General features: G+C 67.5%; 24 protein-coding genes. 13 read left to right on the top strand and 11 right to left on the bottom strand.

All coding sequences use genetic code 11. The features are described from left to right. Nucleotides 1–4: 4 nt before the first annotated feature. Complete coding sequence (gene pdxA, locus GGR48_RS05190) at nucleotides 5–1,006, top strand: 4-hydroxythreonine-4-phosphate dehydrogenase PdxA (protein WP_420854054.1); 1,002 nt, start codon at nucleotides 5–7, stop codon at nucleotides 1,004–1,006. Between the two features lies 1 nt (nucleotide 1,007). Continuing rightward, nucleotides 1,008–1,832: a 16S rRNA (adenine(1518)-N(6)/adenine(1519)-N(6))-dimethyltransferase RsmA gene (gene rsmA / locus GGR48_RS05185; protein ID WP_183950818.1), complete on the top strand. Its 825-nt coding sequence runs from the start codon at nucleotides 1,008–1,010 to the stop codon at nucleotides 1,830–1,832. Between the two features lie 203 nt (nucleotides 1,833–2,035). Here the strand turns inward: rsmA and GGR48_RS05180 are convergent, their stop codons facing one another. From GGR48_RS05180 to guaB, 3 genes are read right to left on the bottom strand one after another with little or no spacing between them, the layout of a single operon-like run. Beyond that, nucleotides 2,036–2,536: a tetratricopeptide repeat protein gene (locus tag GGR48_RS05180; protein ID WP_183950817.1), complete on the bottom strand. Its 501-nt coding sequence runs from the start codon at nucleotides 2,534–2,536 to the stop codon at nucleotides 2,036–2,038. 31 nt (nucleotides 2,537–2,567) lie between these two features. Then, nucleotides 2,568–3,749, bottom strand: a complete 1,182-nt coding sequence (locus tag GGR48_RS05175; RefSeq protein WP_183950816.1) for an RsmB/NOP family class I SAM-dependent RNA methyltransferase — start codon at nucleotides 3,747–3,749, stop codon at nucleotides 2,568–2,570. An 18-nt stretch (nucleotides 3,750–3,767) separates the two neighbouring features. Then, entirely contained in the window at nucleotides 3,768–5,225 is a 1,458-nt protein-coding gene (guaB, locus tag GGR48_RS05170) for an IMP dehydrogenase (RefSeq protein WP_183950815.1), read from the bottom strand. A 127-nt stretch (nucleotides 5,226–5,352) separates the two neighbouring features. On the opposite strand from guaB, the gene GGR48_RS05165 reads away from it, so the two are divergent. Together GGR48_RS05165 and GGR48_RS05160 are read left to right on the top strand one after the other, a co-directional pair. Next, the gene (locus GGR48_RS05165; protein WP_183950978.1) at nucleotides 5,353–6,330 is read left to right on the top strand and encodes an SPFH domain-containing protein; all 978 of its coding nucleotides are present in this window, start codon (nucleotides 5,353–5,355) and stop codon (nucleotides 6,328–6,330) included. Further along, on the top strand, nucleotides 6,327–6,776 hold the full coding sequence (locus tag GGR48_RS05160; protein ID WP_183950814.1) for an NfeD family protein: 450 nt from the start codon (nucleotides 6,327–6,329) through the stop codon (nucleotides 6,774–6,776). Before GGR48_RS05165 ends, GGR48_RS05160 begins: the two co-directional genes overlap by 4 nt. 137 nt (nucleotides 6,777–6,913) lie before the next feature. On the opposite strand, the gene GGR48_RS05155 is transcribed toward GGR48_RS05160, so the two are convergent. Next, nucleotides 6,914–8,521 carry a phosphoenolpyruvate carboxykinase gene (locus GGR48_RS05155; protein WP_183950813.1) on the bottom strand — a complete coding sequence of 536 codons (1,608 nt, stop codon included), beginning with the start codon at nucleotides 8,519–8,521 and terminating at the stop codon, nucleotides 6,914–6,916. Nucleotides 8,522–8,726: 205 nt separating this feature from the next. On the opposite strand from GGR48_RS05155, the gene GGR48_RS05150 reads away from it, so the two are divergent. Genes GGR48_RS05150 through GGR48_RS05120 form a run of 7 tightly spaced genes read left to right on the top strand, consistent with a single transcriptional unit; the run spans nucleotide 8,727 to nucleotide 13,825 of the window. Beyond that, a complete protein-coding gene (locus tag GGR48_RS05150) occupies nucleotides 8,727–9,434 on the top strand; it encodes a response regulator transcription factor (RefSeq protein WP_183950812.1) in 708 nt (235 codons plus the stop codon). Further along, complete coding sequence (locus GGR48_RS05145) at nucleotides 9,403–10,968, top strand: sensor histidine kinase (RefSeq protein ID WP_183950811.1); 1,566 nt, start codon at nucleotides 9,403–9,405, stop codon at nucleotides 10,966–10,968. Before GGR48_RS05150 ends, GGR48_RS05145 begins: the two co-directional genes overlap by 32 nt. An 8-nt stretch (nucleotides 10,969–10,976) precedes the next feature. After that, a complete protein-coding gene (locus GGR48_RS05140; protein WP_183950810.1) occupies nucleotides 10,977–11,405 on the top strand; it encodes an HPr kinase/phosphorylase in 429 nt (142 codons plus the stop codon). After that, a complete protein-coding gene (rapZ, locus tag GGR48_RS05135; RefSeq protein ID WP_183950809.1) occupies nucleotides 11,405–12,316 on the top strand; it encodes an RNase adapter RapZ in 912 nt (303 codons plus the stop codon). The genes GGR48_RS05140 and rapZ overlap by 1 nt, the downstream gene beginning before the upstream one ends. 18 nt (nucleotides 12,317–12,334) lie before the next feature. Beyond that, nucleotides 12,335–12,742, top strand: coding sequence for a PTS sugar transporter subunit IIA (locus GGR48_RS05130; RefSeq protein WP_007403466.1), 408 nt, complete (start codon nucleotides 12,335–12,337; stop codon nucleotides 12,740–12,742). Continuing rightward, nucleotides 12,739–13,011: an HPr family phosphocarrier protein gene (locus GGR48_RS05125; RefSeq protein ID WP_183950808.1), complete on the top strand. Its 273-nt coding sequence runs from the start codon at nucleotides 12,739–12,741 to the stop codon at nucleotides 13,009–13,011. Before GGR48_RS05130 ends, GGR48_RS05125 begins: the two co-directional genes overlap by 4 nt. Before the next feature lies 1 nt (nucleotide 13,012). Then, entirely contained in the window at nucleotides 13,013–13,825 is an 813-nt protein-coding gene (locus GGR48_RS05120) for a TrmH family RNA methyltransferase (protein ID WP_183950807.1), read from the top strand. Nucleotides 13,826–14,471: 646 nt separating this feature from the next. On the opposite strand, the gene GGR48_RS05115 is transcribed toward GGR48_RS05120, so the two are convergent. From GGR48_RS05115 to recR, 3 genes are all read right to left on the bottom strand, one after another. After that, nucleotides 14,472–15,938: a DNA recombination protein RmuC gene (locus tag GGR48_RS05115; protein ID WP_183950806.1), complete on the bottom strand. Its 1,467-nt coding sequence runs from the start codon at nucleotides 15,936–15,938 to the stop codon at nucleotides 14,472–14,474. Nucleotides 15,939–16,022: 84 nt separating this feature from the next. Beyond that, entirely contained in the window at nucleotides 16,023–16,544 is a 522-nt protein-coding gene (gene def / locus GGR48_RS05110; RefSeq protein ID WP_183950805.1) for a peptide deformylase, read from the bottom strand. 44 nt (nucleotides 16,545–16,588) lie between these two features. Continuing rightward, a complete protein-coding gene (gene recR, locus GGR48_RS05105) occupies nucleotides 16,589–17,185 on the bottom strand; it encodes a recombination mediator RecR (RefSeq protein WP_183950804.1) in 597 nt (198 codons plus the stop codon). 54 nt (nucleotides 17,186–17,239) lie between these two features. Between recR and fmt the strand changes: the two genes are divergently transcribed. After that, complete coding sequence (fmt, locus tag GGR48_RS05100; protein ID WP_183950803.1) at nucleotides 17,240–18,145, top strand: methionyl-tRNA formyltransferase; 906 nt, start codon at nucleotides 17,240–17,242, stop codon at nucleotides 18,143–18,145. Then, nucleotides 18,142–18,891: a tRNA pseudouridine(38-40) synthase TruA gene (gene truA / locus GGR48_RS05095; RefSeq protein ID WP_183950802.1), complete on the top strand. Its 750-nt coding sequence runs from the start codon at nucleotides 18,142–18,144 to the stop codon at nucleotides 18,889–18,891. Before fmt ends, truA begins: the two co-directional genes overlap by 4 nt. Here truA and GGR48_RS05090 read toward each other — a convergent pair. The 4 genes from GGR48_RS05090 to ilvD are packed head-to-tail and all read right to left on the bottom strand — an operon-like array spanning nucleotide 18,873 to nucleotide 23,538. Next, nucleotides 18,873–20,069, bottom strand: a complete 1,197-nt coding sequence (locus tag GGR48_RS05090; RefSeq protein WP_183950801.1) for a class I SAM-dependent RNA methyltransferase — start codon at nucleotides 20,067–20,069, stop codon at nucleotides 18,873–18,875. The genes truA and GGR48_RS05090 overlap by 19 nt on opposite strands. 4 nt (nucleotides 20,070–20,073) lie before the next feature. Continuing rightward, the gene (locus tag GGR48_RS05085) at nucleotides 20,074–21,456 is read right to left on the bottom strand and encodes an NAD(P)H-hydrate dehydratase (protein ID WP_183950800.1); all 1,383 of its coding nucleotides are present in this window, start codon (nucleotides 21,454–21,456) and stop codon (nucleotides 20,074–20,076) included. After that, on the bottom strand, nucleotides 21,453–21,830 hold the full coding sequence (locus GGR48_RS05080; protein WP_183950799.1) for a hypothetical protein: 378 nt from the start codon (nucleotides 21,828–21,830) through the stop codon (nucleotides 21,453–21,455). The genes GGR48_RS05085 and GGR48_RS05080 overlap by 4 nt, the downstream gene beginning before the upstream one ends. Continuing rightward, nucleotides 21,817–23,538, bottom strand: coding sequence for a dihydroxy-acid dehydratase (gene ilvD, locus GGR48_RS05075; protein ID WP_183950798.1), 1,722 nt, complete (start codon nucleotides 23,536–23,538; stop codon nucleotides 21,817–21,819). Before ilvD ends, GGR48_RS05080 begins: the two co-directional genes overlap by 14 nt. Between the last annotated feature and the right edge of the window lie 44 nt (nucleotides 23,539–23,582).

Here is a 23,582-nt window from a genome sequence, read left to right as displayed (position 1 = left end):
CGCGATGACCATGACCTGGCCTCTGGCGATCTCGATGGGCGATCCCGCCGGTATCGGGCCGGAGATCATCGCCAAGGCCTGGGCCGCACGGCATGACGCCCAGCTGCCCCCCTTCATCGCGGTGGGCGACGCCCGCGCGATCGAGAGGGTATGGAACGGCCCGACCGCGCGGGTGAGCGACATCGGTGCGGCGGTGTCGGTCTTCGACCAGGCGCTGCCGATCCTGTCGGTCGACGATGCCGGCGAGATCACGCCGGGCCAGCCCGATGTCGAGGGCGCGCGGTGTGCGCTCCATGCGCTGGAACTGGCGGTCGGCCTCGTCCGGTCGGATGCGGCATCGGCGCTGGTCACGGGGCCGGTCAGCAAGGCGCAGCTTTACGATATCGGCTTCACCCATCCCGGCCAGACCGAATTCGTCGCCGAGCGCTGCGGTGTCGCGGGCGCCAATGCGGTGATGATGCTGGCCGGGCCGTCCCTGCGCGTCGTGCCGATCACCACCCATGTTCCGCTGGCGGCGGTATCGGGCCTGTTGTCGGTCGAACTGATCGTAGCCAAGGGCCGCGCGACGGCGCGGGGTCTGTGCCGCAATTTCGGGATCACCACACCGCGCCTGGCCTTTGCCGGGCTCAACCCCCATGCCGGCGAAAGCGGCGCGATCGGGCGCGAGGAGATCGAGTTGATCGAACCCGCCATCGCGCAGCTGCGTGCGGAGGGGATCGATGCGACCGGGCCCTTCGCGGCCGACACGCTGTTCCACCCGCGTGCGCGCACCGCCTATGACGCGGTGCTCTGCTGCTATCACGACCAAGCGCTGATCCCCATCAAGACGCTGCATTTCGACGAGGGGGTCAATATCACGCTGGGTCTGCCGATCGTCCGCACCTCACCCGATCACGGCACCGCCTTCGGTATCGCAGGGCAGGACCAAGCGCATCCCGGTGCGATGATCGCCGCGATCGCCATGGCGGGGGACGCCGCGCGTCGCCGGGCCGCGCTGGCGAACTGACATGGACCCTGTCACGCCCCTGCCCCCCTTGCGGGAGGTCATCGCGCGCCATGGCCTGTCGGCCTCCAAGTCGCTTGGCCAGAATTTCCTGTTCGACGGACAGCTACTCGCGCGCATCGCCGCCATTCCGGGCGACCTGGCCGATCAGGAGGTGCTGGAGATCGGCCCCGGTCCGGGCGGCCTGACGCGCGCGCTGCTGATGGCCGGCGGTCGCGTCACCGCGATCGAGCGTGACCGGCGCTGCATCCCGGCATTGGCCGAATTGTCCGACGCCTTTCCGGGGCGGTTGCGGGTAATCGAGGGCGACGCCCTGCGGATCAATGCGCCCGAGCTGTTCGAGGGACAGCCGCACATCGTCTCCAATCTGCCCTATAATGTCGGCACGCCGCTGCTCGTCGGCTGGTTGTCCGGGGCGTGGTTGCCCTGGTGGAAATCCTGCACGCTGATGTTCCAGAAGGAAGTCGCCGAGCGGATCGTCGCTGCGCCCGACCAGTCCGCCTATGGCCGGCTGGCGGTCCTGACCCAGTGGCGCAGCCAGGCGCGGATCGCGATGCCGGTCCACCGCTCGGCCTTCACGCCGCCGCCCAAGGTCATGTCGGCGGTCGTGCATATCACGCCCGCGCCGGCACCCGAGGGCGTCAGCTTCCGGACGCTGGAGCGGTTGACCGCCGCCGCCTTTGGCCAGCGCCGCAAGATGCTGCGCCAGAGCCTGAAGCCGGTTGCGGGTGCCGTCGAGGCGTTGGAGTCGATCGGCATCGACCCCGCACGTCGGGCGGAGACCTTGTCGGTCGCGGAGTTCGTCGCCCTGGCACGGGCGTTGGGGTAACCATCGATCGGGGAGGCGTTGGCCGTCGCTCACGCGAATAATGTGACCGACCCGCTTCCCCACCTTCGTTCGGCCTGAGCGAATTCGAAGGCCAAGGGATGTCAGCGCCGCTCCGCCATACTTGGCCGCAATGGTAAAGCGTGGCCTTCGACTTCGCTCAGGCTGAACGGAGGTGGGGGGAATTTCCCCGACACCGCCCGCTCTCAGTTTTTCGCCGGCACCTTCGTTTCCACCTGCGCGGTCGTCACCGGCGGCGGCCCCTTGGCGATGACGGCGGCGAGCGCGGTCGCGTCGGCGCAGTCCTGTTTGCACAGGGTCTTGATCTTCGTCAGATTGTCCTTGGCGAGCGCCACGGCGCCACGCTGGACCAGCGCCTCGCCCTGACCCCGCAGCGCGCGCAGGTCATTGGGGTCGAGCAGCAGGGCTTCGCGATACAGCCGGATCGCCTTGCCCGGCAAACCACGCGCGCCGGCTACTTCGGCGAGCAGGATGAAGGCAGCACGGTTACGCGGATCGACCGTGACCGCCGTCTCCAGCGTATCGGTCGCGCCGTCGAGATTGCCGGCGGCCTTTTGCGCCCGGCCCTGTTCCAGCAACTGCATCGAACGCGCGTCGATCTGGGTATCGGGGCGCTGTCCGCTGAGCGAGGTCGAAACGGAAACCACCGCCAGCGCGGCCGCGGCGGCCATGGACGTCAAACGCATGAGGAACTCCGGACTGGGCACTGGGTGAACGCTAGCATGGCGCCCGGAGGCAGGCGACAAAAAACCCGTCGGTGCCATGCGTGGCCGGGTCGAGCCGATGCCCGGCGCCATGCGGCGTACCCACGGTCGGCGTTTCCACCGACCAAGCCCGGTTAGCCGCCAGAAAGGCGTCGACCTGATCGCGACCTTCCGCGTCGAGCAGCGAGCAGACGATGTAGACCATCCGGCCGCCGGGCTTCACCAGTCCGGCACCCACCGACAACACCTGCGCCTGCATGGCGCGCAAACGGTCGAGCCGATCGGGGGTCAGCCGCCAGCGCGCCTCCGGGTTGCGCCGCCAGGTGCCGGTTCCGGAACAGGGCGCATCGATCAGCACGCCATCGGCCTTGCCCGCCCAGTCGGCCAGCATCTCGCGCTCGCGTCCCGGATTGAGCAACCGGCTTTCGACGATCGTCACCCCGGCACGCTCGGCGCGCGGGGCCAAGCGCTGAAGCCGCGCGCGGTCGATGTCGCAGGCCAGCAGCGCGCCACGATTGTCCATGGCCGCGCCGATCTGCAACGTCTTGCCGCCCGCCCCTGCGCAAAGATCGACCAGCCACTCGCCCGGCTTTGCTGCCAGCGCCGCACCGACGAGCTGGCTGCCCTCGTCCTGCACCTCGATCAATCCGGCGCGGTAGAGCTCCGATTGTTCGACCGGCGTACCGGTGGGCAGCCGCAGCCCGAGGGGCGCTCGCGGCGTCGGTACGGCGTCGGACCATTCGGCCAGCACCGCCTCCCGCGTGGTCGCCAGGCTGTTCACCCGTATGTCGAGCGGCGCGCGGTCGATAAGCGCCGCCTGTTGCGCTTCGGTCAGCCCTGAGCGGTCGAGCGCCTCCACCAGCCAGGCTGGCGCGACACCGCCCGCCGCACGCGGTTCCGCCGGCTCGATCGGAGCCGGCCCGTGGGTCGACCCGTCGAAACTGTCCGCCAGCGCAGTATCGCTGTCGGCGAGCGTCAGCACCGCCGCCCGCCCGCTCGCCGGCACGGGGCCGGCATGGCGGATGGCGGCATAGACCAGCTCGCGCACCGCACGCCGGTCCTTCGATCCGGCATAGCGGCGCGTCGCGAAATAGCGGGCGATCAGCGTGTCGGCGGCCGCGCCGCCCGCCGCAGCGGAGGCGATAATGGCGTCGAGCAACTCGATCGCCGCCTGGGTGCGGGCAGCGGGCGTCATGAACGGATGTCCGTTGGATCAGCGGGTCGGATAATTGGGCGCTTCCCGCGTGATCGTCACGTCATGGACGTGGCTTTCCTTCAGACCCGCACCAGTGATCTGCACGAACTGCGCCCGCTCGCGCAGATCCTTCAGCGTCGCCGAGCCGGTATAGCCCATCGCCGCCTTGATGCCGCCGACCAGCTGATGAATGACGTCGCGCGCCGGCCCCTTATAGGCGACCTGACCCTCGATGCCCTCGGGCACCAGCTTCATCTGATCCTTGATGTCGCCCTGGAAATAGCGGTCCGCCGAACCACGACCCATCGCGCCGACCGAGCCCATGCCGCGATACGACTTGTACGCGCGGCCCTGATACAGGAACGTCTCGCCCGGTGCCTCCTCGGTCCCCGCCAGCAGCGAGCCGACCATGCACGCGCCGGCACCGGCGGCCAGCGCCTTGGCCAAGTCGCCCGAGGTGCGCAGACCGCCATCGGCGATAACCGGCACACCGGCCTTCCAGCCTTCCTCGGCGCAGTCCATCACGGCGGTCAGCTGCGGCACGCCGACGCCCGCGACGACGCGCGTGGTGCAGATAGACCCCGGCCCGATGCCGACCTTCACCGCATCCGCGCCCGCATCGATCAGCGCGCGGGTGGCGGCGGCGGTCGCGACATTGCCGGCGATCACCTGGACGGTGTCGGACAGCTTCTTGGCCGCCTCGACCGCACGCGCCACGTCGCGGTTGTGACCATGGGCGGTATCGATGATGACGCAGTCGACGTCCGCTTCGATCAACGCGCGGGTCCGCTCGAAGCCCTTCTCGCCGACCGTCGAGGCGGCGGCGACGCGCAGGCGGCCGGCGGCATCCTTGGTCGCGGACGGATAGGTGACGGCCTTTTCGATGTCCTTGACCGTGATCAGGCCGACGCAGCGATAGCTGTCATCGACGACCAGCAGCTTTTCGATCCGGCGCGCGTGGAGCAGGCGACGCGCCTCGTCCTGACCGACGCCGACCTTCACCGTCGCCAGATTTTCATGCGTCATCAGCTCGGATACGGGCTGGTTCGGATTTTCGGCGAAGCGCACGTCGCGGTTGGTCAGGATGCCGACCAGGCGACCGTCGAATTCGACGACGGGAATGCCGCTGATCCGGTGCCGCGCCATCAGCGCCTGCGCCTCCGACAGGGTCGCGGTCGGCGAGATGGTGATCGGGTTGACGACCATGCCGCTTTCGAACCGCTTGACCTGACGGACCGCGGCGACCTGCTGTTCGACGGTCAGGTTGCGGTGGAGCACGCCCATGCCGCCCAGCTGCGCCATGACGATCGCCATGTCGGCCTCGGTCACCGTGTCCATCGCCGCCGACAGAACGGGGATGTTGAGCGCGATCGAGCGGGTGAGTTGCGTGCGCGTGTCCGCGCTGCTCGGCAGAACGTCGGACTCCTGGGGTATGAGGAGCACGTCGTCGAAGGTGAGGCCGAGGCGGATATCCATGGGGCTGCCAAATCCTGCGGAGGGAACAAGTGGCGGGCCATGTAACCAAAGCAAGCCGTTCCCGCTAGGCCCTTGCTGCACCGCCATGCTAGGATCGTTCCGGATCGATGGATTGGGAGAGATGTCGATGGGTTTGATCGTCGCCGCGCTGGCCGTGCTGCTGGTGCTGTTATATCTGATGATGTCGATCAAGATCGTCCGTCAGGGCTATCAATACACCATCGAGCATTTCGGCCGCTACACCGGCACCGCCGTGCCCGGCTTCAATTTCTATCCCGCCTTTTTCTACCGTGTCGGCCGCCGCGTGAACATGATGGAGCAGGTGATCGACATTCCGGGGCAGGAGATCATCACCAAGGACAATGCGATGATCTCGACCGACGGGGTCGTCTTCTTCCAGGTGCTGGATGCACCCAAGGCGGCCTATGAGGTGTCGGACCTCTATGTCGCGTTGCTGAACCTGGTGACTACCAACCTGCGCACGGTCATGGGTTCGATGGACCTCGACGAGACGCTGTCCAAGCGTGACGAGATCAACGCGCGGCTGCTGAATGTCGTCGATCATGCGACGACGCCCTGGGGCGTGAAGATCACCCGTGTCGAAATCAAGGACATCCGGCCGCCGGTCGACATCGTCAACGCCATGGCGCGCCAGATGAAGGCCGAGCGTGAGAAGCGTGCGAACATCCTCGAGGCCGAAGGGTCGCGCGCCTCGGAAATCCTGCGCGCCGAGGGACAGAAGCAGGCCCGCATCCTGGAGGCCGAGGGGCGGCGCGAGTCGGCCTATCGCGACTCCGAAGCGCGCGAGCGTGCGGCCGAGGCGGAAGCCAAGGCGACTCGCGTCGTGTCCGATGCCATCGCGCAAGGGGGCACGCAGGCGATCAACTATTTCGTCGCGCAGAAATATGTCGAGGCGGTCGGCAAGTTCGCGACCAGCCCCAACGCCAAGACCATCCTGTTCCCGGTCGAGGCGACGCAGTTGATCGGCACGCTCGGCGGCATCGGCGAACTGGCCAAGGACGCGCTGGCCTCCCACAAATCCGGCACCGTCACCACACCCCGCGCCACCACCAAGCCGGGGCCGTTCGACCAGTCCGGTTCGTGACGATCGGCGATCTCGATCCCGCCGCGCTGTGGCTGGCCGGGGGACTGGCGCTGGGCATCGCCGAGCTGTTCGTACCGGGGGTCTTCCTGATCTTCCTGGCGGTCGCGGCGGGTGTGACGGCGCTGACCGTCTGGGCGATCCCCGATCTGCCGCCGGTGCTCCAGCTTGTCGAATTCGCGGTCTGGAGCATCGTGTGCGTCGTCATCGGGCGGCGCTGGTATCGCGATTTCCCGGTCGACAGCGATGCGCCCGTCCTGAACGAGCCGGTGCGCCGCTTGGGCGGGCAGGTGGTCACGGTGACGATGCCGATCGTCGGTGGCGAGGGGCGCGCAAGGCTGGGCGATGGCGAATGGCCGGTGCGGGGGGCGGATGCCGAAGCGGGGACCCGGTTGCGGGTCGCGCATGTCGATAATGGGGTGTTGCTGGTCGAGCCTCTGTCGGATTGAGGCTGACGTTGGGGCGTGGCCTTCGACTTCGCTCAGGCTGAACGGATTGTAGGGCTATGTACCAACCCCGTTCAGCCTGAGCGTAGTCGAAGGCCAAGGGAAAGCGCCCTCCCCAGAACGCTTTCCCTCAGTCAGCGTTATGCCGCGACCGTCACCTTGGGCGCCGCCGCGCGGACGCCCTCGTCGACATGCTCGGCGAACTGCTTGAAATTCTCGTTGAACAGGTCGACCAGCTTGGCCGCCGTCGCGTCATAGGCCGCCTTGTCGGCCCAGGTATCGCGCGGGTTCAGGATCGCCCCGTCGACGCCCGGCACAGAGACCGGCACCTGGAAACCGAAATTCGGGTCGGTGCGGAACTCGACCTGGTTCAGGCTGCCGTCGAGCGCGGCGTTGAGCAGCGCGCGGGTCGCCTTGATCGGCATACGGTTGCCGACGCCGTACTTGCCGCCGGTCCAGCCGGTGTTGACCAGCCAGCAATCGACGCCGCCCTTGGCGATGCGTTCCTTCAGCAGATTGCCATAGACCGACGGATGACGCGGCATGAACGGCGCACCGAAGCAGGTCGAGAAGGTCGCATCCGGCTCGGTCACGCCGATCTCGGTGCCCGCGACGCGTGCGGTATAGCCCGACAGGAAGTGATACATCGCTTGCTCGGGCGTCAGCTTCGCGATCGGCGGCAGGATGCCATAGGCGTCGGCGGTCAGCATCACGATATTGCGCGGCACGCCCCCCATATTGTCCTTCGACGCATTGGGGATGAAGTCGATCGGATAGGCACCCCGGCTGTTCTCGGCCAGGCTGTTGTCGTTCAGGTCGAGCTGGCGGGTGACCGGGTCCATGACCACATTCTCGAGGACGGTGCCGAAGCGCTTGGTCGTCGCGAAGATTTCCGGCTCGGCCTCGGGCGACAGGCGGATCATCTTGGCGTAGCAGCCGCCCTCGAAGTTGAAGACCGCCGTATCCGACCAGCCATGCTCGTCGTCGCCGATCAGCGTGCGACTGGCATCGGCCGACAGGGTGGTCTTACCGGTGCCCGACAGGCCGAAGAACACTGCGGTCGAACCGTCCGCGCCCATATTCGCCGAACAGTGCATCGGCATCACGCCGGTAGTTGGCAGCAGATAGTTGAGCAGGCCGAAGACCGACTTCTTCATCTCACCGGCATAGCGCGTGCCGCCGATCAGGATCAGCTTCTCGGTCATGTTGACCGCGATCACCGTCGACGAGCGGCAACCATGGCGTGCGGGGTCGGCGCGGAAGCTGGGCAGATCGATGATGGTGTATTCGGCGGCGAACTTGCGCAGCTCATGCTCTTCGGGACGGACGAGCATCGTGCGGATGAACAGGTTATGCCAGGCGAACTCGGTCACGACGCGAACGCGGACGCGGTGCTCGGGCTGCGAGCCACCGTACAGGTCCTGAACGAACAGGTCTTCCTTCTGGCCGAGTGCTGCGAAGAAATCGGCCTTCAACGCGGCGAAATCGTCCGGGCTCATCGGCTTGTTGGTCTTGCCCCACCAGACGGTGTCGCGGGTCTCGTCGTCGCGGACCATGAACTTGTCCTGCGCTGAACGACCGGTATGCTCGCCCGTCTCGACAACCAGCGGGCCATCGGCGGAGAGCTTGCCTTCGCCGCGCGCCACCGCCGTCTCGATCAACCGCGCGGTGACGAGGTTCCAGTGCAACGTGGCGCGGGTTTCGATCCCCTGTGCCTCAAGGCCGATTTCCGGAATCCGTTCGTTCATCTGAAGCGTCCTCATTCCCCTTGGCGCCCGTGGGTCGAGCCGCGTGACGCCCTTGTTATCGCATGTGAATACGTATGCGCTGGATCGCCTATTAGCCGAAACGTTTAACACGTCAAACACCTCGTCATGCGAAGACGGTTGAGCCGTGTCCCGCTTTGGCCTAACCGAGGGCCATGGCCGATCGCTTGCCCGGAAAGTCCCCCGCATGACCGCGACGATCGCGTTGGTCGATGACGACCGCAACATCCTGACCTCCGTCTCCATCGCGCTTCAGGCGGAGGGGTTTCTGACCCGTATCTATGCCGATGGCGAAGCCGCGCTGAAGGCGCTGATCGACAATCCGCCCGACCTGGCGATCTTCGACATCAAGATGCCGCGCATGGACGGGCTGGAACTGCTCCGCCGGCTGCGCGAGAAGAGCCAGATCCCGGTCATCTTCCTGACCAGCAAGGACGACGAGCTCGACGAGGCGCTCGGCCTGGCGATGGGTGCGGACGATTATATCGCCAAGCCCTTTTCCCAGCGCCTGCTGATCGCACGCATCCGCGCCATCCTGCGTCGCTCGGAAGGAAGCAGCCAGATGCCCGGCGCGCCCACCGCGGAGACGCAGGGGCCGCTCAGCCGGGGGCAGCTGGCGATGGACCCGGCGCGGCACAAGGTGACGTGGAAGGGGGAACCGGTCACGCTGACCGTCACTGAGTTCCTGATCCTCGAAACGCTGGCGCAGCGCCCCGGCATCGTGCGCACCCGCAACCAGTTGATGGATGCCGCCTATCAGGACGACATCTATGTCGACGATCGCACGATCGACAGCCACATCAAGCGCCTGCGCCGCAAGTTCCGCCAGGTAGACGCCGAGTTCGACGCCATCGAGACGCTCTATGGCGCCGGTTACCGATTCTCCGAGGAGTGACGCTCCCGACCTGGCGCTACGCTGGTCGGGCCAGATTTCGCTGACCCAGCGGATTCTGGCGCTCAACATTTTCGCGCTGCTCCTGCTCGCGGGCGGTTTTTTCTATCTCGATTCGTATCGCACCCGGCTGCTCGACAACCGGGTCGCACAGGCGGTGCGCGAGGTGCGGCTGATCGGCGAGGCCTTGACCTCGGTCCAGCCGGCCAAACGTGACGCGCTGATCGCGCGGCTGGCGCGTGACACGGGTGAGCGGCTGCGCATTTTCGATGCGCAAGGAAGGCTGGTCGGCGACAGTCGCGCGCTGGGCGTGCGCAATTTCGTGCTGCGCGATCCCGACAAGCAGGGCCTCGGCCAGGTGATCGCCCGCTTTCTGGACGCCGGGATCGATACCGTGGTGGGCGCTGACCGCCCCCCGCTCTATCGCGAGCGGCGCGGCGGTGCAGAGTGGCCCGACGTCATGGCGGCGCGGCGCGGGACGATCGCCGCCTCGGTCTGGCGCGCGCCTGATCGCACACCGGTGATCACCGCGGCCGCACCGCTGCCCGCCGGCGGCGCGATCATGACGACCGAGAATGCCCGCTTCATCACCGAGACGGTCCGGATCGAGCGGTTCCGGCTGAGCGTCCTGCTGGCGCTGGTCGCATTGATCTCGATCCTGCTGTCACTGTTCCTGGCGCGGACCATCGTTCGGCCGCTGCGACGTCTGGCACGGGCCGCCGTGCGCGTTCGCCTGGGGCGTGCGCGTGAGGTCGTCGTGCCGCGTCTGCCCGATCGTCGCGACGAATTGGGGATGCTGGCCCGCGCCCTATCAGACATGAGCCTGGCGCTGCGGGCGCGAATCGATGCGACGGAGGCCTTTGCCGCCGACGTCACCCATGAGCTCAAGAACCCGCTCGCCTCGCTCCGCTCCGCCGTCGACACGATGGAGGCGGTCCGCGACCCCGCGCTGCAGGCGCAGTTGCTGGCGATCATCCGCGACGATGTGCGCCGGCTCGATCGGCTGATCACCGATATTTCGGACGCCTCCCGCCTCGACGCGCAGCTTAGCCGCGCCAAATTCGATCCGGTCGACCTTCATGCGCTGATCCAGGGGATGATCGCCCAGCGCGAGACGCGCGGCGTGGAGCGCGGCATCCGCCTCCGCTTCGACGCGCCCGATCCCGGTCCCGTGATCATCTCGGGCGAAGGTGCGCGGCTGGAACGGGTGTTCGAGAACCTCATCGCCAACGCCCTGTCCTTCTCACCCGACGACGGCATCGTCGCGATCAGCCTGGCGCGCGACGTGGATGACGTGATCGTCCGCGTCGAGGACGAAGGGCCGGGCGTTCCCGAAGAGGCGCGCGAGACGATCTTCCGACGTTTCCACTCGATCCGGCCGAGCGGCGAGAGCTTCGGCCGCCATTCGGGACTGGGGCTGGCCATCGCGCGGACCATCGTCGAGGCGCATCAGGGCCGCATCCATGTCGAATCGCGCGAAGACCGGATGAGCGGTGCGCGCTTCGTCGTGCGATTGCCGTTGGCGCCGGGAGCATAGGTCCGGCGATGCCCCCGCCCGGTTCCGAGCTGATCCATGCGACCTGCGTCGCCATCGACGGCGTCGGTGTGCTGTTGCGCGGACCATCGGGCGCGGGCAAGTCCGATCTGGCGCTGCGGCTGATCGATCGCGGCGCGGTGCTGGTCGGCGACGACTATCTCCATGCCACCGCACGCGACGACATGCTGTGGGTGGCGGTGCCCGACCGGATCGCAGGGAGCATCGAGGTGCGCGGCGTCGGGATCTTGGCGATGCCGCATTGCCCCGAAGCACCGGTTGCGCTGGTCGTCGATCTGGGCGAGGAGGATCGCCTGCCGGAGCCGGCCGAGGTGATCATCGCCGGAATCGCGCTCCCTATCGTTCGCCTCAACCCCTTCCCCGCCTCGGCCGCGATCAAGGTCGAGCTTCTGCTATCGCACCGCAAGGAACGCCCCTGATGGATCGCAAACGTATCCTGCTGGTCACCGGCATGTCGGGTGCCGGCACGTCGACCACGCTCAAGGCGCTGGAGGATCTGGGCTGGGAACTGGTCGACAATCTGCCGCTGTTCCTGCTCGACAGCCTGCTCGAGGCGCCGCCCCCTGCCGGGATGGAGGGCAAGAACCGACCGCTGGCGATCAGCCTGGGTGTACGCACTCGCGACTTCGATCCCGAACAGATCATCGAACGCATTCGCCGCCTGAAGGACAGCCCCCGCCTCGCCATCGAGACGCTGTTCCTCAATTGCGGTGGTGCGGAGCTGAAGCGCCGCTATGCCGAAACCCGGCACCGCCATCCGCTGGCGCTCGACCGGGCGGCGGATGACGGCATCGCGCATGAGCGCGCGATCCTGGCGCCGTTACGCGATATGGCCGACCGCCTGCTCGACACCACCAACATGACCAGCAACGATCTGGGCCAATGGATTCGCGCGAACTACGCGGTCGAGGGGCTGAGTGAGCCGGTGCTGACCGTCATGTCCTTCGGCTTTTCGCGCGGCCTGCCGCGCAACGCCGATCTGGTGTTCGACATGCGCTTCCTGCGCAATCCGCACTGGTCGGCGGAGCTTCGCCCCGGCACCGGACTGGACCAGGGCGTGATCGACTATATCCGGCGCGACCCGGCCTATGACACGGTGCTGGGCCAGTTGGAGTCGCTGCTCGACACAGTGGTGCCGCGCTACATCGCGTCCGGCAAATCCTATATCACCATCGCGATCGGCTGTACCGGCGGGAGACACCGGTCGGTGCATGTCGCCGAACGGATCGCGCGAAGGTTGCGCCAAAGCGGTTTTTCCCCCACGGTGGTGCATCGTGATTTGAGTGCCGCGCCGAAAGACTCTCTGGAAGCCGGGCCGGCCAAGCAATGATGGATATGCGTGTCTGACATGATCGGTCTGGTTCTGGTGACGCACGGGCGGCTCGCCGATGAGTTCGTGACCGCGATGGTGCATGTGGTCGGCCCCCAGGAGCGGATCGCGACCATCGCGATCGGTCCGGAGGACGACATGGAGGAACGCCGCGCCGACATCGCCGCCGCGATCGGCGCGGTCGATGCCGGACGCGGGGTGATCGTCCTGACCGACCTGTTCGGCGGCACGCCCTCCAACCTCGCCATCTCGCTAATGGAGCGCGGCCGGGTCGAGGTGATCGCGGGGATGAACCTGCCCATGCTGATCCGGCTGGGATCGGCGCGCAAGTCGATGCAGGTCGTCGACGCCGTCGCCGCCGCGCGTGAGGCCGGGCGCAAATATATCTCGGTCGCCTCCGAAGTGCTGGGCGAGGCCGCCGCATGAGCGAACAATCGCGCACCGTTCTCATCACCAATCGCCGCGGCCTTCATGCCCGCGCCAGTGCCAAGTTCGTGACTCTCGCCTCGACCCAGCCTTGCGAAGTGCGTGTCGGCAAGGACGGCAGCACGGTAACCGGCACCTCGATCATGGGCCTGATGATGCTGGGCGCGGCGATGGGCGATACCATCACGATCAGCGCGGCCGGTGACGGCGCCGACGAAACGGTCGCGGTGCTGGCCGCGCTGGTGGAAGCGAAGTTCGGCGAAGACTGATATGCCCCGCGAGATTACCGCTTATTCCAACCCGCTGATCAAGTGGGTCCGCGACCTGCGCGACAAGCGCCACCGCAAGCAGGCTCGCCAGTTCCTGGCCGAGGGCCTGCGTATCCTGACCGAAGCCAAGGAAACGGGGCGGCTGCCGACCCTGTTGTTCTTCGCCAAGCCATCGGCCGACCATCCACTCGTGCGCCAGCTGGTCCGCGCGGTCGAACTGGCCGGCGGCGAGGCGATCGAGACGACGCCCGACATCCTGTCCAAGCTGTCGGGCAAGGACAATCCGCAGGCCGTGGTCGGCGTGTTCGAGGAGCTGGGCACGACGCTGGACATGCTCGACCGGTCGTCGTCGGGCATCTGGCTGGTGGCCGAGCGACTCCGTGATCCGGGCAATCTGGGCACGATCCTGCGCACCGGCGATGCGGTCGGCGCGGGCGGGCTGATCCTGGTCGGCGAGTGCGTTGATCCGTTTTCCGTCGAGGCGGTGCGCGCCAGCATGGGGGCGCTGTTCACCGTACCGATCGTGAAGACCGAGTGGCAGCCTTTCCTCGACTGGCTGCGGCAGGGACCGGGCCAGCTGGTCGGGCTGAGCCTGGATACCGAGACGGACTATCGCTCGGCCCATTATGCCGCGCCGACCTTCCTGCTGACGGGCAATGAGGCACAGGGCATGCCGGCGGATTATGCGGCGGCGTGCGATGTGCTGGTGAAGATCCCGATGCTGGGCAAGGCCGACAGCCTGAATGCCGCCGTCGCCACGGCGGTCATGGCCTATGAGGTGCTGGCCCAACAGGGCCGCGGCAAGACGGCCTGACTCCGAAGCCCCTATCTCCGTTCAGCGTGATCGCATTCGAAGGCCAAGGGATAAGCATGGCCGACGGGCGCTCCCATGCACTTCGACTTCGCTCAGTGCGAACGGAGGGGGTGGCCGGGCTCCGAAATGCCGCCTCAAGGCCGCCAGTCTCAGGTTGACTGTCTCCTGGCGATCATGGCCTATGACGTGCCGATCCAATAGGGCGGCGGCAAGGCGGCGAGCTGAACCCCAAAGCGCCCCCACCCCCGTCCAGCCTGAGCGCAGTCGAAGGCCAAGGGATTAGCATGGCCGACGGGCGCTCCCATGCACTTTGACTTCGCTCAGTGTGAACGGAGGGGGTGGTCCGGTTCTGAAATGCCGCCTCAAGGTCGTCAGTCTTAAAGCAGCCGTCGCTACGGCGATCCTGGCCTATGACTCGCCGGCCCAACAGGGCAAAAGCCAGGCGGCAAGCTGAACCCAAAGCCCCCCACCCCCGTTCAGCCTGAGCGAAGTCGAAGGCCAAGGGATGAACGCTGCTGAAAGGCACTCTCTTGCACTTCGACGTCGTTCAGTACAAACAGAGGTGGAGGCTCAAGCCTAGCGATCACATCAGCAGGCATTCCTCCCCGACCAAACGCTTCATTCGCTCGGCCGGCACGCAAAAGCCTCAGGAAACCTCAGCGCCGTCTCCGGCCTCGGTCAACTCGGCCACCGGCATCAGCTTGGTCAAGGGCCGGACCGCTTGCTCGCCGATCGGGGGCGAGTCGATTGCCTTGCCGCCGGTGTCGATGTTGAGCGCTTCGAACCGCCGCGCGCTGGTCAGCACCTGGCTCTCCAGGCTGCCGACAAAGGCGTTATACGCCGTCATCGCGGTATCGAGATTCTTGCCCAGCTTCGAGACATGCCCGCCCATGACCGCCAGTCGCGCGTAAAGCTCCTTGCCGAGCGCACCGATCTGCCGAGCCTCCTGCGCCAGCTTCTCCTGCCGCCACACCGCTGCGACCGTCCGCGCGATCGCGATCAGGTTCGTCGGCGTCGCGAGCAGCACGCGCTTGTCGAACGCGAAGTCCCACAGCGTCGGGTCATGCTCGAGCGCCGCCGACAGGAAATGCTCGCCCGGCACGAACATGATGACATAGTCGGGCGCGTCGTCGAACTGGTTCCAATAGCTCTTGTTGCCCAGCCCGTTGACGTGCGAGCGCATCGCGGCGGCATGGCGCGACAGGCCGGCGAGCCGCTCGACCTCGTCCACCGCGCCGAACGCATCCTGATAGTCGTTGAGCGACACCTTCGCGTCGATGACCAGTGCCTTGCCGCCGGGCACCCGCACGATCGCGTCGGGACGAAGCCGCCCGCCCTCGCCGTCCGCCACGCTGACCTCGGTCTGGAAATCGGCATGTTCGGACAGGCCACAGCTTTCCAGCACGTTACGCAGCTGCTGCTCGCCCCAGCGCCCCCGTGCCTTCGGGGCATTGCGCAAAGCGTTGACCAGCTTGGCCGCCTCGCCCGAGACTCGCTCCTGCCCGATCCGCATCGCCTCGATCTGGCCCTTCAGCTCGCCAAAGGCGTCGCGGCGCTCGTCCTCGACCTTGCGCACGCCCTCTTCATAGCGTTGCAGGCGCTGGTGAACCGGATCGAGCAGCGCCTTGAGCGTCTGCCCCGACGCTTCCTCCGACTGGCGGAAACGCGCCTCGGCCCGTTCCAGAAACTGGCGTTGCGCGACTTCGAGCGCGCGCGCGGCCGCCTCGCCGAACTGGGTGTTGATCTGTTCGCGCGCCTGCCCCAGCGCCTCCAGCGTCTGGGCATAGGCCGTCTCGCGCTCCTGCGACCGTGCGCGCAGTTCGGCGAGTTCGCGCAAGGCCGCGTTGCGCTCCGCCTCGACCGCATCGCGCGCGGCGCGGATCATGTCGAGATCGGCTGCCCGCCCGCGAAGCTCGGCCAGCGCCTGCAGCGCGTCGCTCCGTTCGCGCTCGGCGGTGTCGCGCGCCGTCCGCAGCGGCTGGATTTCAGCCGCCTGCGCCTTGGCGGTAGCCAGTTCGGCCGCCAGGCCATCGGCCTTGCGGCGTGCGACCAGCCAACCGGCCAGTCCCCCCAGCAGCAGCGCCAACAGCGCGACGGCGATCAATTCGGGCATTATCTCAACCTGTCAAAACTCGAAAACAGGTCGGAACATAGATCGAACAGGCCCGCCCGAACAGGCCTATTCGTGGGTTGGGCCTCAGCCCTTGCGGATCTTGGTCAGCTTGCGCATCAGCATGTCGCGCTTCAGCCGGCTGACATGGTCGATGAACAGCACGCCGTTCAGATGGTCGATCTCATGCTGCATGCAGGTGGCGAGCAGACCGTCCAGCTCGGCCTCATGCGCCTCGCCCTTTTCGTCCAGCCACTTGACCTGGCATCGCGCGGGCCGCTTCACCTCGGCATATTGCTCGGGGATCGACAGGCAGCCTTCGTTATAGGTCGACAGTTCGTCGCTGACCGACAGGATTTCCGGGTTGATATAGGCCTTGGGATTCTTGACCGGCTTGCCGTCCTCGTCCTCTTCCTCCTGAAGGTCGATGACCAGCACGCGCTTGTCGACGCCGACCTGGATCGCGGCCAGGCCGATGCCATGGGCGTCGTACATCGTGTCGATCATGTCGGTGACGAGCTGACGGACAGAATCGTCCACCGCCTCGACCGGCTTGGAGACGAGACGCAGACGGGGGTCGGGAACTTCGACGATCGGAAGAATGGCCATGGCCGTGTCGCTACGGCGCAAGGGCAAAAGCGTCAAGCCGGGCGTCAGACCACCGGTCGCCGTGCCCGGAGCGCCTGGGCCAATGTCCCCTCGTCCAGATAGTCGAGTTCGCCCCCGACCGGCAGGCCATGCGCCAGCTGCGTCACGCGGACCGGAAAACGCTCGATCCGCTCCGCGATGTAATGGGCGGTGGTCTGCCCCTCCAGCGTGGCGTTCATGGCCAGCACGATCTCATCGATGCCGCCCTGCTCGATCCGCCGCACCAGCGCGTCGATCGCCAGATCTTCCGGCCGGATGCCCTCCAACGCGGAAAGCCGACCGCCCAGCACATGGAAGCGGCCTGGAAACAGCCGTGACCGCTCCAGCGCCCATAGGTCGGCGACCTCCTCGACCACGCACAGCGCGGCGGGATCGCGCCGGGGATCGGCGCAGATGGCGCACGGATTGGCGGTGTCGATATTGCCGCAGGTCGAACAGGTCTCCAGCCGCTCCTCGACCGCAACCAGCGCGGAGAGAAGCGGGGCGAGCGCCGCCTCCCGCTTCTTGAGTAGGTGAAGAACCGCGCGCCGGGCCGATCGGGGCCCTAGGCCGGGAATACGCGCGAGCGCCTGGGTCAGCGCCTCGATCTCGGGGGATGCCATCAGGAACAGATAGGGGGTTGCGCGCCGTCCCGCCAGCGCAGAGAGGCTTGCGCCATGCGGATCATCTTCATGGGCACGCCGGGCTTTGCCGTCCCGGTTCTGGAGGCGCTGGCCGAGGCCGGGCATGACATCGTCGCAAGCTATAGCCAACCGCCGCGTCCCGGCGGGCGGCGGGGGCGGCAACTGGTCGCCTCGCCGGTACAGCAGGCGGCGGAAAATCGCGGCATCCCGGTGTTCACGCCCATGTCGCTGCGCAGGGCGGAGGAGCAGGCGGCGTTCGCGGCGCACGACGCCGATGTCGCGGTCGTCGCAGCCTATGGCCTGATCCTGCCGCAGGCGATTCTGGATGCACCCCGGCTCGGCTGCCTGAACGTCCATGGCTCGCTGTTGCCCCGCTGGCGCGGGGCCGCGCCCATTCAGCGGGCGATCCTGGCGGGCGACATGGTGACCGGGGTCGGCATCATGCAGATGGAGGCGGGCCTCGATACCGGCCCCGTACGACTGGAGGATTCGACGCCGATCGGCCGCAAGACGACGGGCGCATTGACCGACGAACTGGCGGCGATGGGCGCGCGACTGATGGTCAGGGTGCTGGAGGATGTGGACCGCTATCCCGCCCGGCCGCAGCCCGAAGTAGGCGTCACCTATGCCGCCAAGATCGACAAGGCCGAGACGCGGCTCGATTTCACCCGGCCCGCCATCGAACTGGAGCGACAGGTCCGCGCCTTCCACCCCGCGCCGGGAGCCTGGTTCGAACATGAGGGCGAGCGGATCAAAGTCCTGTCGGCCGAGGTCATCGATCAATCCGGCATAGCGGGCGAGGTGCTCGACGATCGTTTGACCATCGCCTGTGGCGAGGGCGCGTTCCGGCCTGTGACGGTTCAACGCGCGGGGCGTGGCGTATCCCGCGCCGAGGATTTGCTGCGCGGGTTTTCAATCCCGGCGGGCACCCGACTTTGACCCGTTTCGCGCTGACGGTCGAATTCGACGGTCGCCCCTTCATGGGCTGGCAACGCCAGTCGCATGGCCCCAGCGTGCAGCAGGCGCTGGAGGACGCGATCCACGCCGTCACCGGTGAGCGTACCGCCGTCCACGCGGCCGGGCGGACCGATGCGGGTGTCCATGGTCTGGCGATGCGCGCGCATGTCGACATCGAAAAGGCCATCACCCCGTTCCGCCTGATGGAGGCGATCAACGCGCGTATCCGTCCGGCACCGGTCGCCGTGCTCGATTGCGTCGCGGTGGCCGACGACTGGCATGCGCGCTTCACCTGCATCCGGCGGTCGTACGAGTATCGCATCGTCAATCGCCGCGCGCCGCTGACCCATGAAGCGGGGCTGGCATGGCAGGTGCCACAGCCGCTGGATCATATCGCCATGGCCGATGCGGCGATGCGACTGGTCGGGCGGCACGACTTCACCACCTTCCGCTCGGCGCATTGCCAAGCGGACAGCCCGGTGCGGACGCTCGACCTGTTGTCGGTCGAGCGGATCGGCGAGCGACTCCATATCCGGGCCGCCGCCCGGTCCTTCCTGCACCATCAGGTCCGCTCGATGGTCGGATGCCTGGCACTGGTCGGCATGGGCCGCTGGACCCCGGACGATGTCGGCGACGCACTGGCGGCGCAGGACCGGTCCAGGCTCGGTCTCAATGCCCCGTCAGACGGGCTGTTCTTCGTGCGCGCGGATTATCCGGACGACGCCTGACGCACGAAGCACGCCGCCAGTTCGACATGGGTCGACCAGCGGAACTGCCCCACCGGCTGCACCCATTCGAGCGACCAGCCCTGGTCGACCATCATCCGCGCATCGCGCGCGAAGCTGGACGGGTTGCACGACACATAGGCGACCGCGCCGACCGCTGCGCTGGCCAGCGCCTCGGCCTGATCGCGCGCGCCGGCACGCGGCGGATCGAGCACGATCGCATCGAACCGGTCGAGCTCGGCCTTCGTCAGCGGCCGGCGATAAAGGTCGCGATGCTCGGCGAAGACCGGGCGATGCTGCGCATTGGCCGCGCCTTTCAGCGACAGGATCGCATCGCGCGCGCCCTCGGCGGCATAGACCTTGCCCGGCAGCGCGAGCGCGAAGGTGCCCAGCCCGGCGAACAGATCGGCCGTCGCGCGGGGATTGCCGACCGCCTCGCGCACCGCCGCGACCAATGCCGCCTCGCCGTCCTGCGTCGCCTGCAGGAACGCGCCCGGCGGCAGGGGAACGGCGACGCCGCCCAGTGTGATGGTCACCGGTTCGGGCTCCCACCGGGTTTCGGCGCCCAGCCCGTCATCGACCGAGAAGCGCGCGACGCCGTGGCGCTGGCAGAAGGCGATGATCGCCTCGGCCGCCTCCAGCCCGTCGGGCGAGAAGCTCGTGACCAGGATGTCGGCGCCTTGATCCGCAAGTGCCAGATGGACGTCACCGCGCCGTTTGAACCCCCATCGCTGGAGCAGGGCGCGCAGCGGCGCGACCAGTGCGAAGAGTTCGGGGGCGAGGATGTGGCATTCGGCGATGTCGACGATCGCGTGGCTCTTCTCCTCCGAAAAGCCGATCAGCACACGTCCGCCCTTCGCCTCGGCGTGGAGCGTCGCGCGGCGGCGGCTGCGCGGGGGCGAGAGATGCGCGGGCCGCAACGGAGCGGTCAGCCCCTGCGCGTCGAGCGCGGAGGCGATCCGGTCGGTGACGAAGCCGGCATAGCTTTCGTCATCCAGATGCTGGAGCTGGCAACCGCCACAGCGCGGGAAATGGCCGCAGGGCGGCGTCTGGTGATGCGGGCCTGGCACTACGCTGCCATCGGCGGACAGGGTGTCGCCGGGGGCGGCAAAGGCGGCATGACGCCCATTCTCGGTCACGCCGTCGCCACGGGCGGCGACGCGGATGATAATATCGCTCATGCGATCAGCCTCTGACGGCGGAAAGCGCGTCTGCCAAGTCATCGGCGATGAAAGCGCGTCCGCAGCGGCGCGCCGCCTGTCCGTGCAGCCATACCCCCGCCTCGGCGGCGGCCAGTGGCTCCAGCCCTGCGGCCAGCATCGCGCCGATCGCGCCTGCCAGCACATCGCCCGTGCCGGCGGTCGAAAGCCAGGAATTGGCCTCGGGGCACAGGATGGTGCGACCATCGGGAGCGGCGATGACGGTATCGGCACCTTTATGGACGACGACCGCGCCGGTCCGCTTCGCCGCTCGGCGCGTCGCATCCGTCTTGGCGCCGCCCTTGTCCCCAAACAAATGGGTGAACTCGCCGCCATGGGGCGTCGCAATCTTCGGGCCGATATGCGTGCGGAGCGCCTCGGCATCGACCAGTCGCAAGGCATCGCCGTCTATGACGAGCGGACGACCGCTCCCCAGCGCCGCGCCCAGCTTGGCCCGCGCCCCTTCGTCACGCCCCAGGCCGGGACCGATCACGATGGCGCCGATCCTTTCGTCCATCAGCGTGTCGGGCTCAAAGGCGCGGCGGACGATGGCATGGGGATGGGCACCCGCCTGCTGCGGCGCATCGCTCAGGTGCAGGACATAGCCCGCACCCGCGCGCGCGGCGGCGGTCGCTGCGAGTTCAGAGGCGCCCGACATCGATCCGGCGACGATCGCCACCATGCCCCGGCTATATTTGTGCGAGGTGGCATCGGGTTCGGGGAGGGTCGGCCTCATCACGACACGGCTCCCCCCATCCGCCGGCACCCCGATGTCCAGCAGCCGTACCGCGCCCATGATGCCGGCCGATGGTTGCAGAAGATGGGCCGGCTTCAGCGTCCCCAACGCCAGCGTCACATTGAAACGGGGGGTATCGCCGAAGAGATGGCCGTCATCGCTGCCCACGCCGCTCGGCAGGTCGACCGCGATACGCAGGGTCGCCGCGGTCGCCAGTCGTGACAGACCGGCCTGAACCGATGCGTCCAACGCCCGTGTCAGACCGATGCCGAACAGGGCATCGACCAGGACCGGCGCAGGCTCCGTCACGTCCAGGCTTTCGACGGGGCCATTCCAAAGGCCGCGCGCCCAGACGGCGCTGTCGGTACGAGGCGCGCCGGTCGCCGCGACGCGGACGGGCAGGCCCAAGCGCTGGAGGGTGGCCGCCACGACATAGCCGTCGCCGCCATTGTTGCCGGGGCCGCACAGCACCAGAACCGCGCGGCCAGCCGCCAAACGCGCCACCGACCGGGAGACCGCCTCCCCTGCGCGCTGCATGAGTTTGGTTGGGGCCAGGCCGTCATCGAACAGCCGCTGTTCGGCCGCGCGCATCTGCTCGGCCGTCAGGACCGGCTGACCGTCGATCGGGATCATCGCGCGGAGACGGTCGCCGGCAGGCGATAGCGGTCCGCCCCGACCGTCACGCCGATCTGTCGGTCGCCTTCCACCGACACCAGCGCCGGCAAGGCGCCATCGGCCGCCGCCACGCCGCGTCCGTCCTGGGTGACCTGCAATCGCCGAAAACCGCCATCGGGATGACGCACCGTCAGGATCACCGCCTCTACCGCTGCACTCTGCTCGACGGTGCAATCGCGCTGGAAGGTCTGCGCGCCGCCCAACGCGCATTCGATCGCGAGACCGGGCTTTTCGGGGGACGACGCCGTGGCGCCGCCCTCCCCGTCCTGTCCCGACGAACATCCGGCCAGCACGATCGCGCCGGCCAGACAGGCGGCATCAGATATCCGCATAGACATGGCGCTCGGACTTGGCGCCGGGATGGGTGACCGCGCCTTGATGCGCCGGGCCGACATTCTGGGCATAGCGCCACAACACGCCGGACTGGTAATCGTTCACCCGCGGGGTCCAGCGGGCGCGCCGCTCGGCCAGCACATCCTCGGCGACGACGAGATCGATCGTCCCCGCCTCGGCATCGATGCGGATGGTGTCGCCATTCTCGACCAGCGCGATCGGGCCGCCATCGGCCGCTTCCGGCCCGACATGGCCGATGCAAAAGCCGCGCGTACCGCCCGAGAAACGTCCATCGGTGATGAGTGCGACCTTCTCGCCCAGCCCCTGGCCATAGAGCGCGGCGGTGGTCGACAGCATCTCGCGCATGCCGGGACCGCCCTTGGGACCTTCATAGCGGATGACGACCACGGTGCCGTCGGTGATCTCACGCGCCTCGACGGCGGCGAACGCCTCTTCCTCGCAGTCGAACACCTTGGCCGTGCCCTCGAACTGGAGGCGCTTCATGCCGGCGACCTTCACGATCGCGCCCTCGGGAGCCAGGCTGCCGCGCAGGCCGACGACACCGCCGGTCGGCGTGATCGGGGTCTTCACGTCATAGATGACCTTCTGGTCGGGGTTCCACGTCACCTCATCGATATTCTCGGCCAGCGTCTTGCCAGTGACGGTGATGCAGTCGCCGTGCAGATAGCCGCCCGCCAGAAGCGTCTTCATCAGCATATAAACGCCGCCTGCCTCATACATGTCCTTGGCGACATAGCGGCCGCCGGGCTTCAGGTCGGCGATATAGGGCGTGGTCTTGAAGATTTCGGCGACGTCGAACAGGTCGAAGTCGATCCCCGCCTCGTTCGCCATGGCGGGCAGGTGAAGCCCGGCATTGGTCGAGCCACCGGTGGCGGCGACCACGCGCGCGGCGTTCTCGAACGCTTCGCGGGTGCAAATGTCGCGGGGGCGGATGTTGCGCGCGACCAGCTCCATCACCTGCTCGCCCGCCGCCTCGGCAATGCCATGGCGGTCGAGGAAGGGGGCGGGCATCATGTTGCTGTTGGGCAGCGACAGGCCGATCGCCTCGCCGACGCAGGCCATGGTGTTGGCGGTGAACTGGCCGCCGCAGGCGCCGTGCCCCGGACAGGCGACCTTTTCGAGCGCGATCAGTTCGTGGAGCGGGCAGTTGCCCGCCGCATGCTGGCCGACCGCCTCGAACACGTCGACGACGGTCACGTCGCGATCGTGATGCCGGCCGGGCAGGATCGAGCCGCCATAGACGAAGATCGATGGCACGTTCAGGCGCAGCATCGCCATCATCATGCCGGGCAGCGACTTGTCGCACCCCGCAAAGCCGACCAGCGCGTCATAGCAATGGCCGCGCACCGACAGCTCGACCGAATCAGCAATGACCTCGCGGCTGACCAGCGAGGCCTTCATGCCCTGATGGCCCATGGCGATACCGTCGGTGACGGTGATGGTGTTGAACCGGCGCGGCATGCCACCGCCCCGGATCACCCCGCCCTGCGCGGCATCGGCCTGTGCATCGAGCGTGGTATTGCAGGGGGCGGAGTTGTTGCCCGCGCTCGCCAGCGCGACGAACGGCTTGGCGATATCCTCTTCCTGGATACCCATGGCGTAATAATAGCTGCGGTGCGGCGCACGCTCCGGACCGACGGAGACGTGGCGGGACGGCAGGCGGGACTTGTCGAATTGGCGTGTCATGGCGCAGGCCTATGTCGCCAGACCGCCCTTTGACGCAAGCAAAT

Source organism: Sphingomonas pseudosanguinis, from assembly GCF_014196255.1.
GTDB lineage: Bacteria > Pseudomonadota > Alphaproteobacteria > Sphingomonadales > Sphingomonadaceae > Sphingomonas > Sphingomonas pseudosanguinis.
This window is presented reverse-complemented; position numbering and strand designations above follow the sequence as displayed.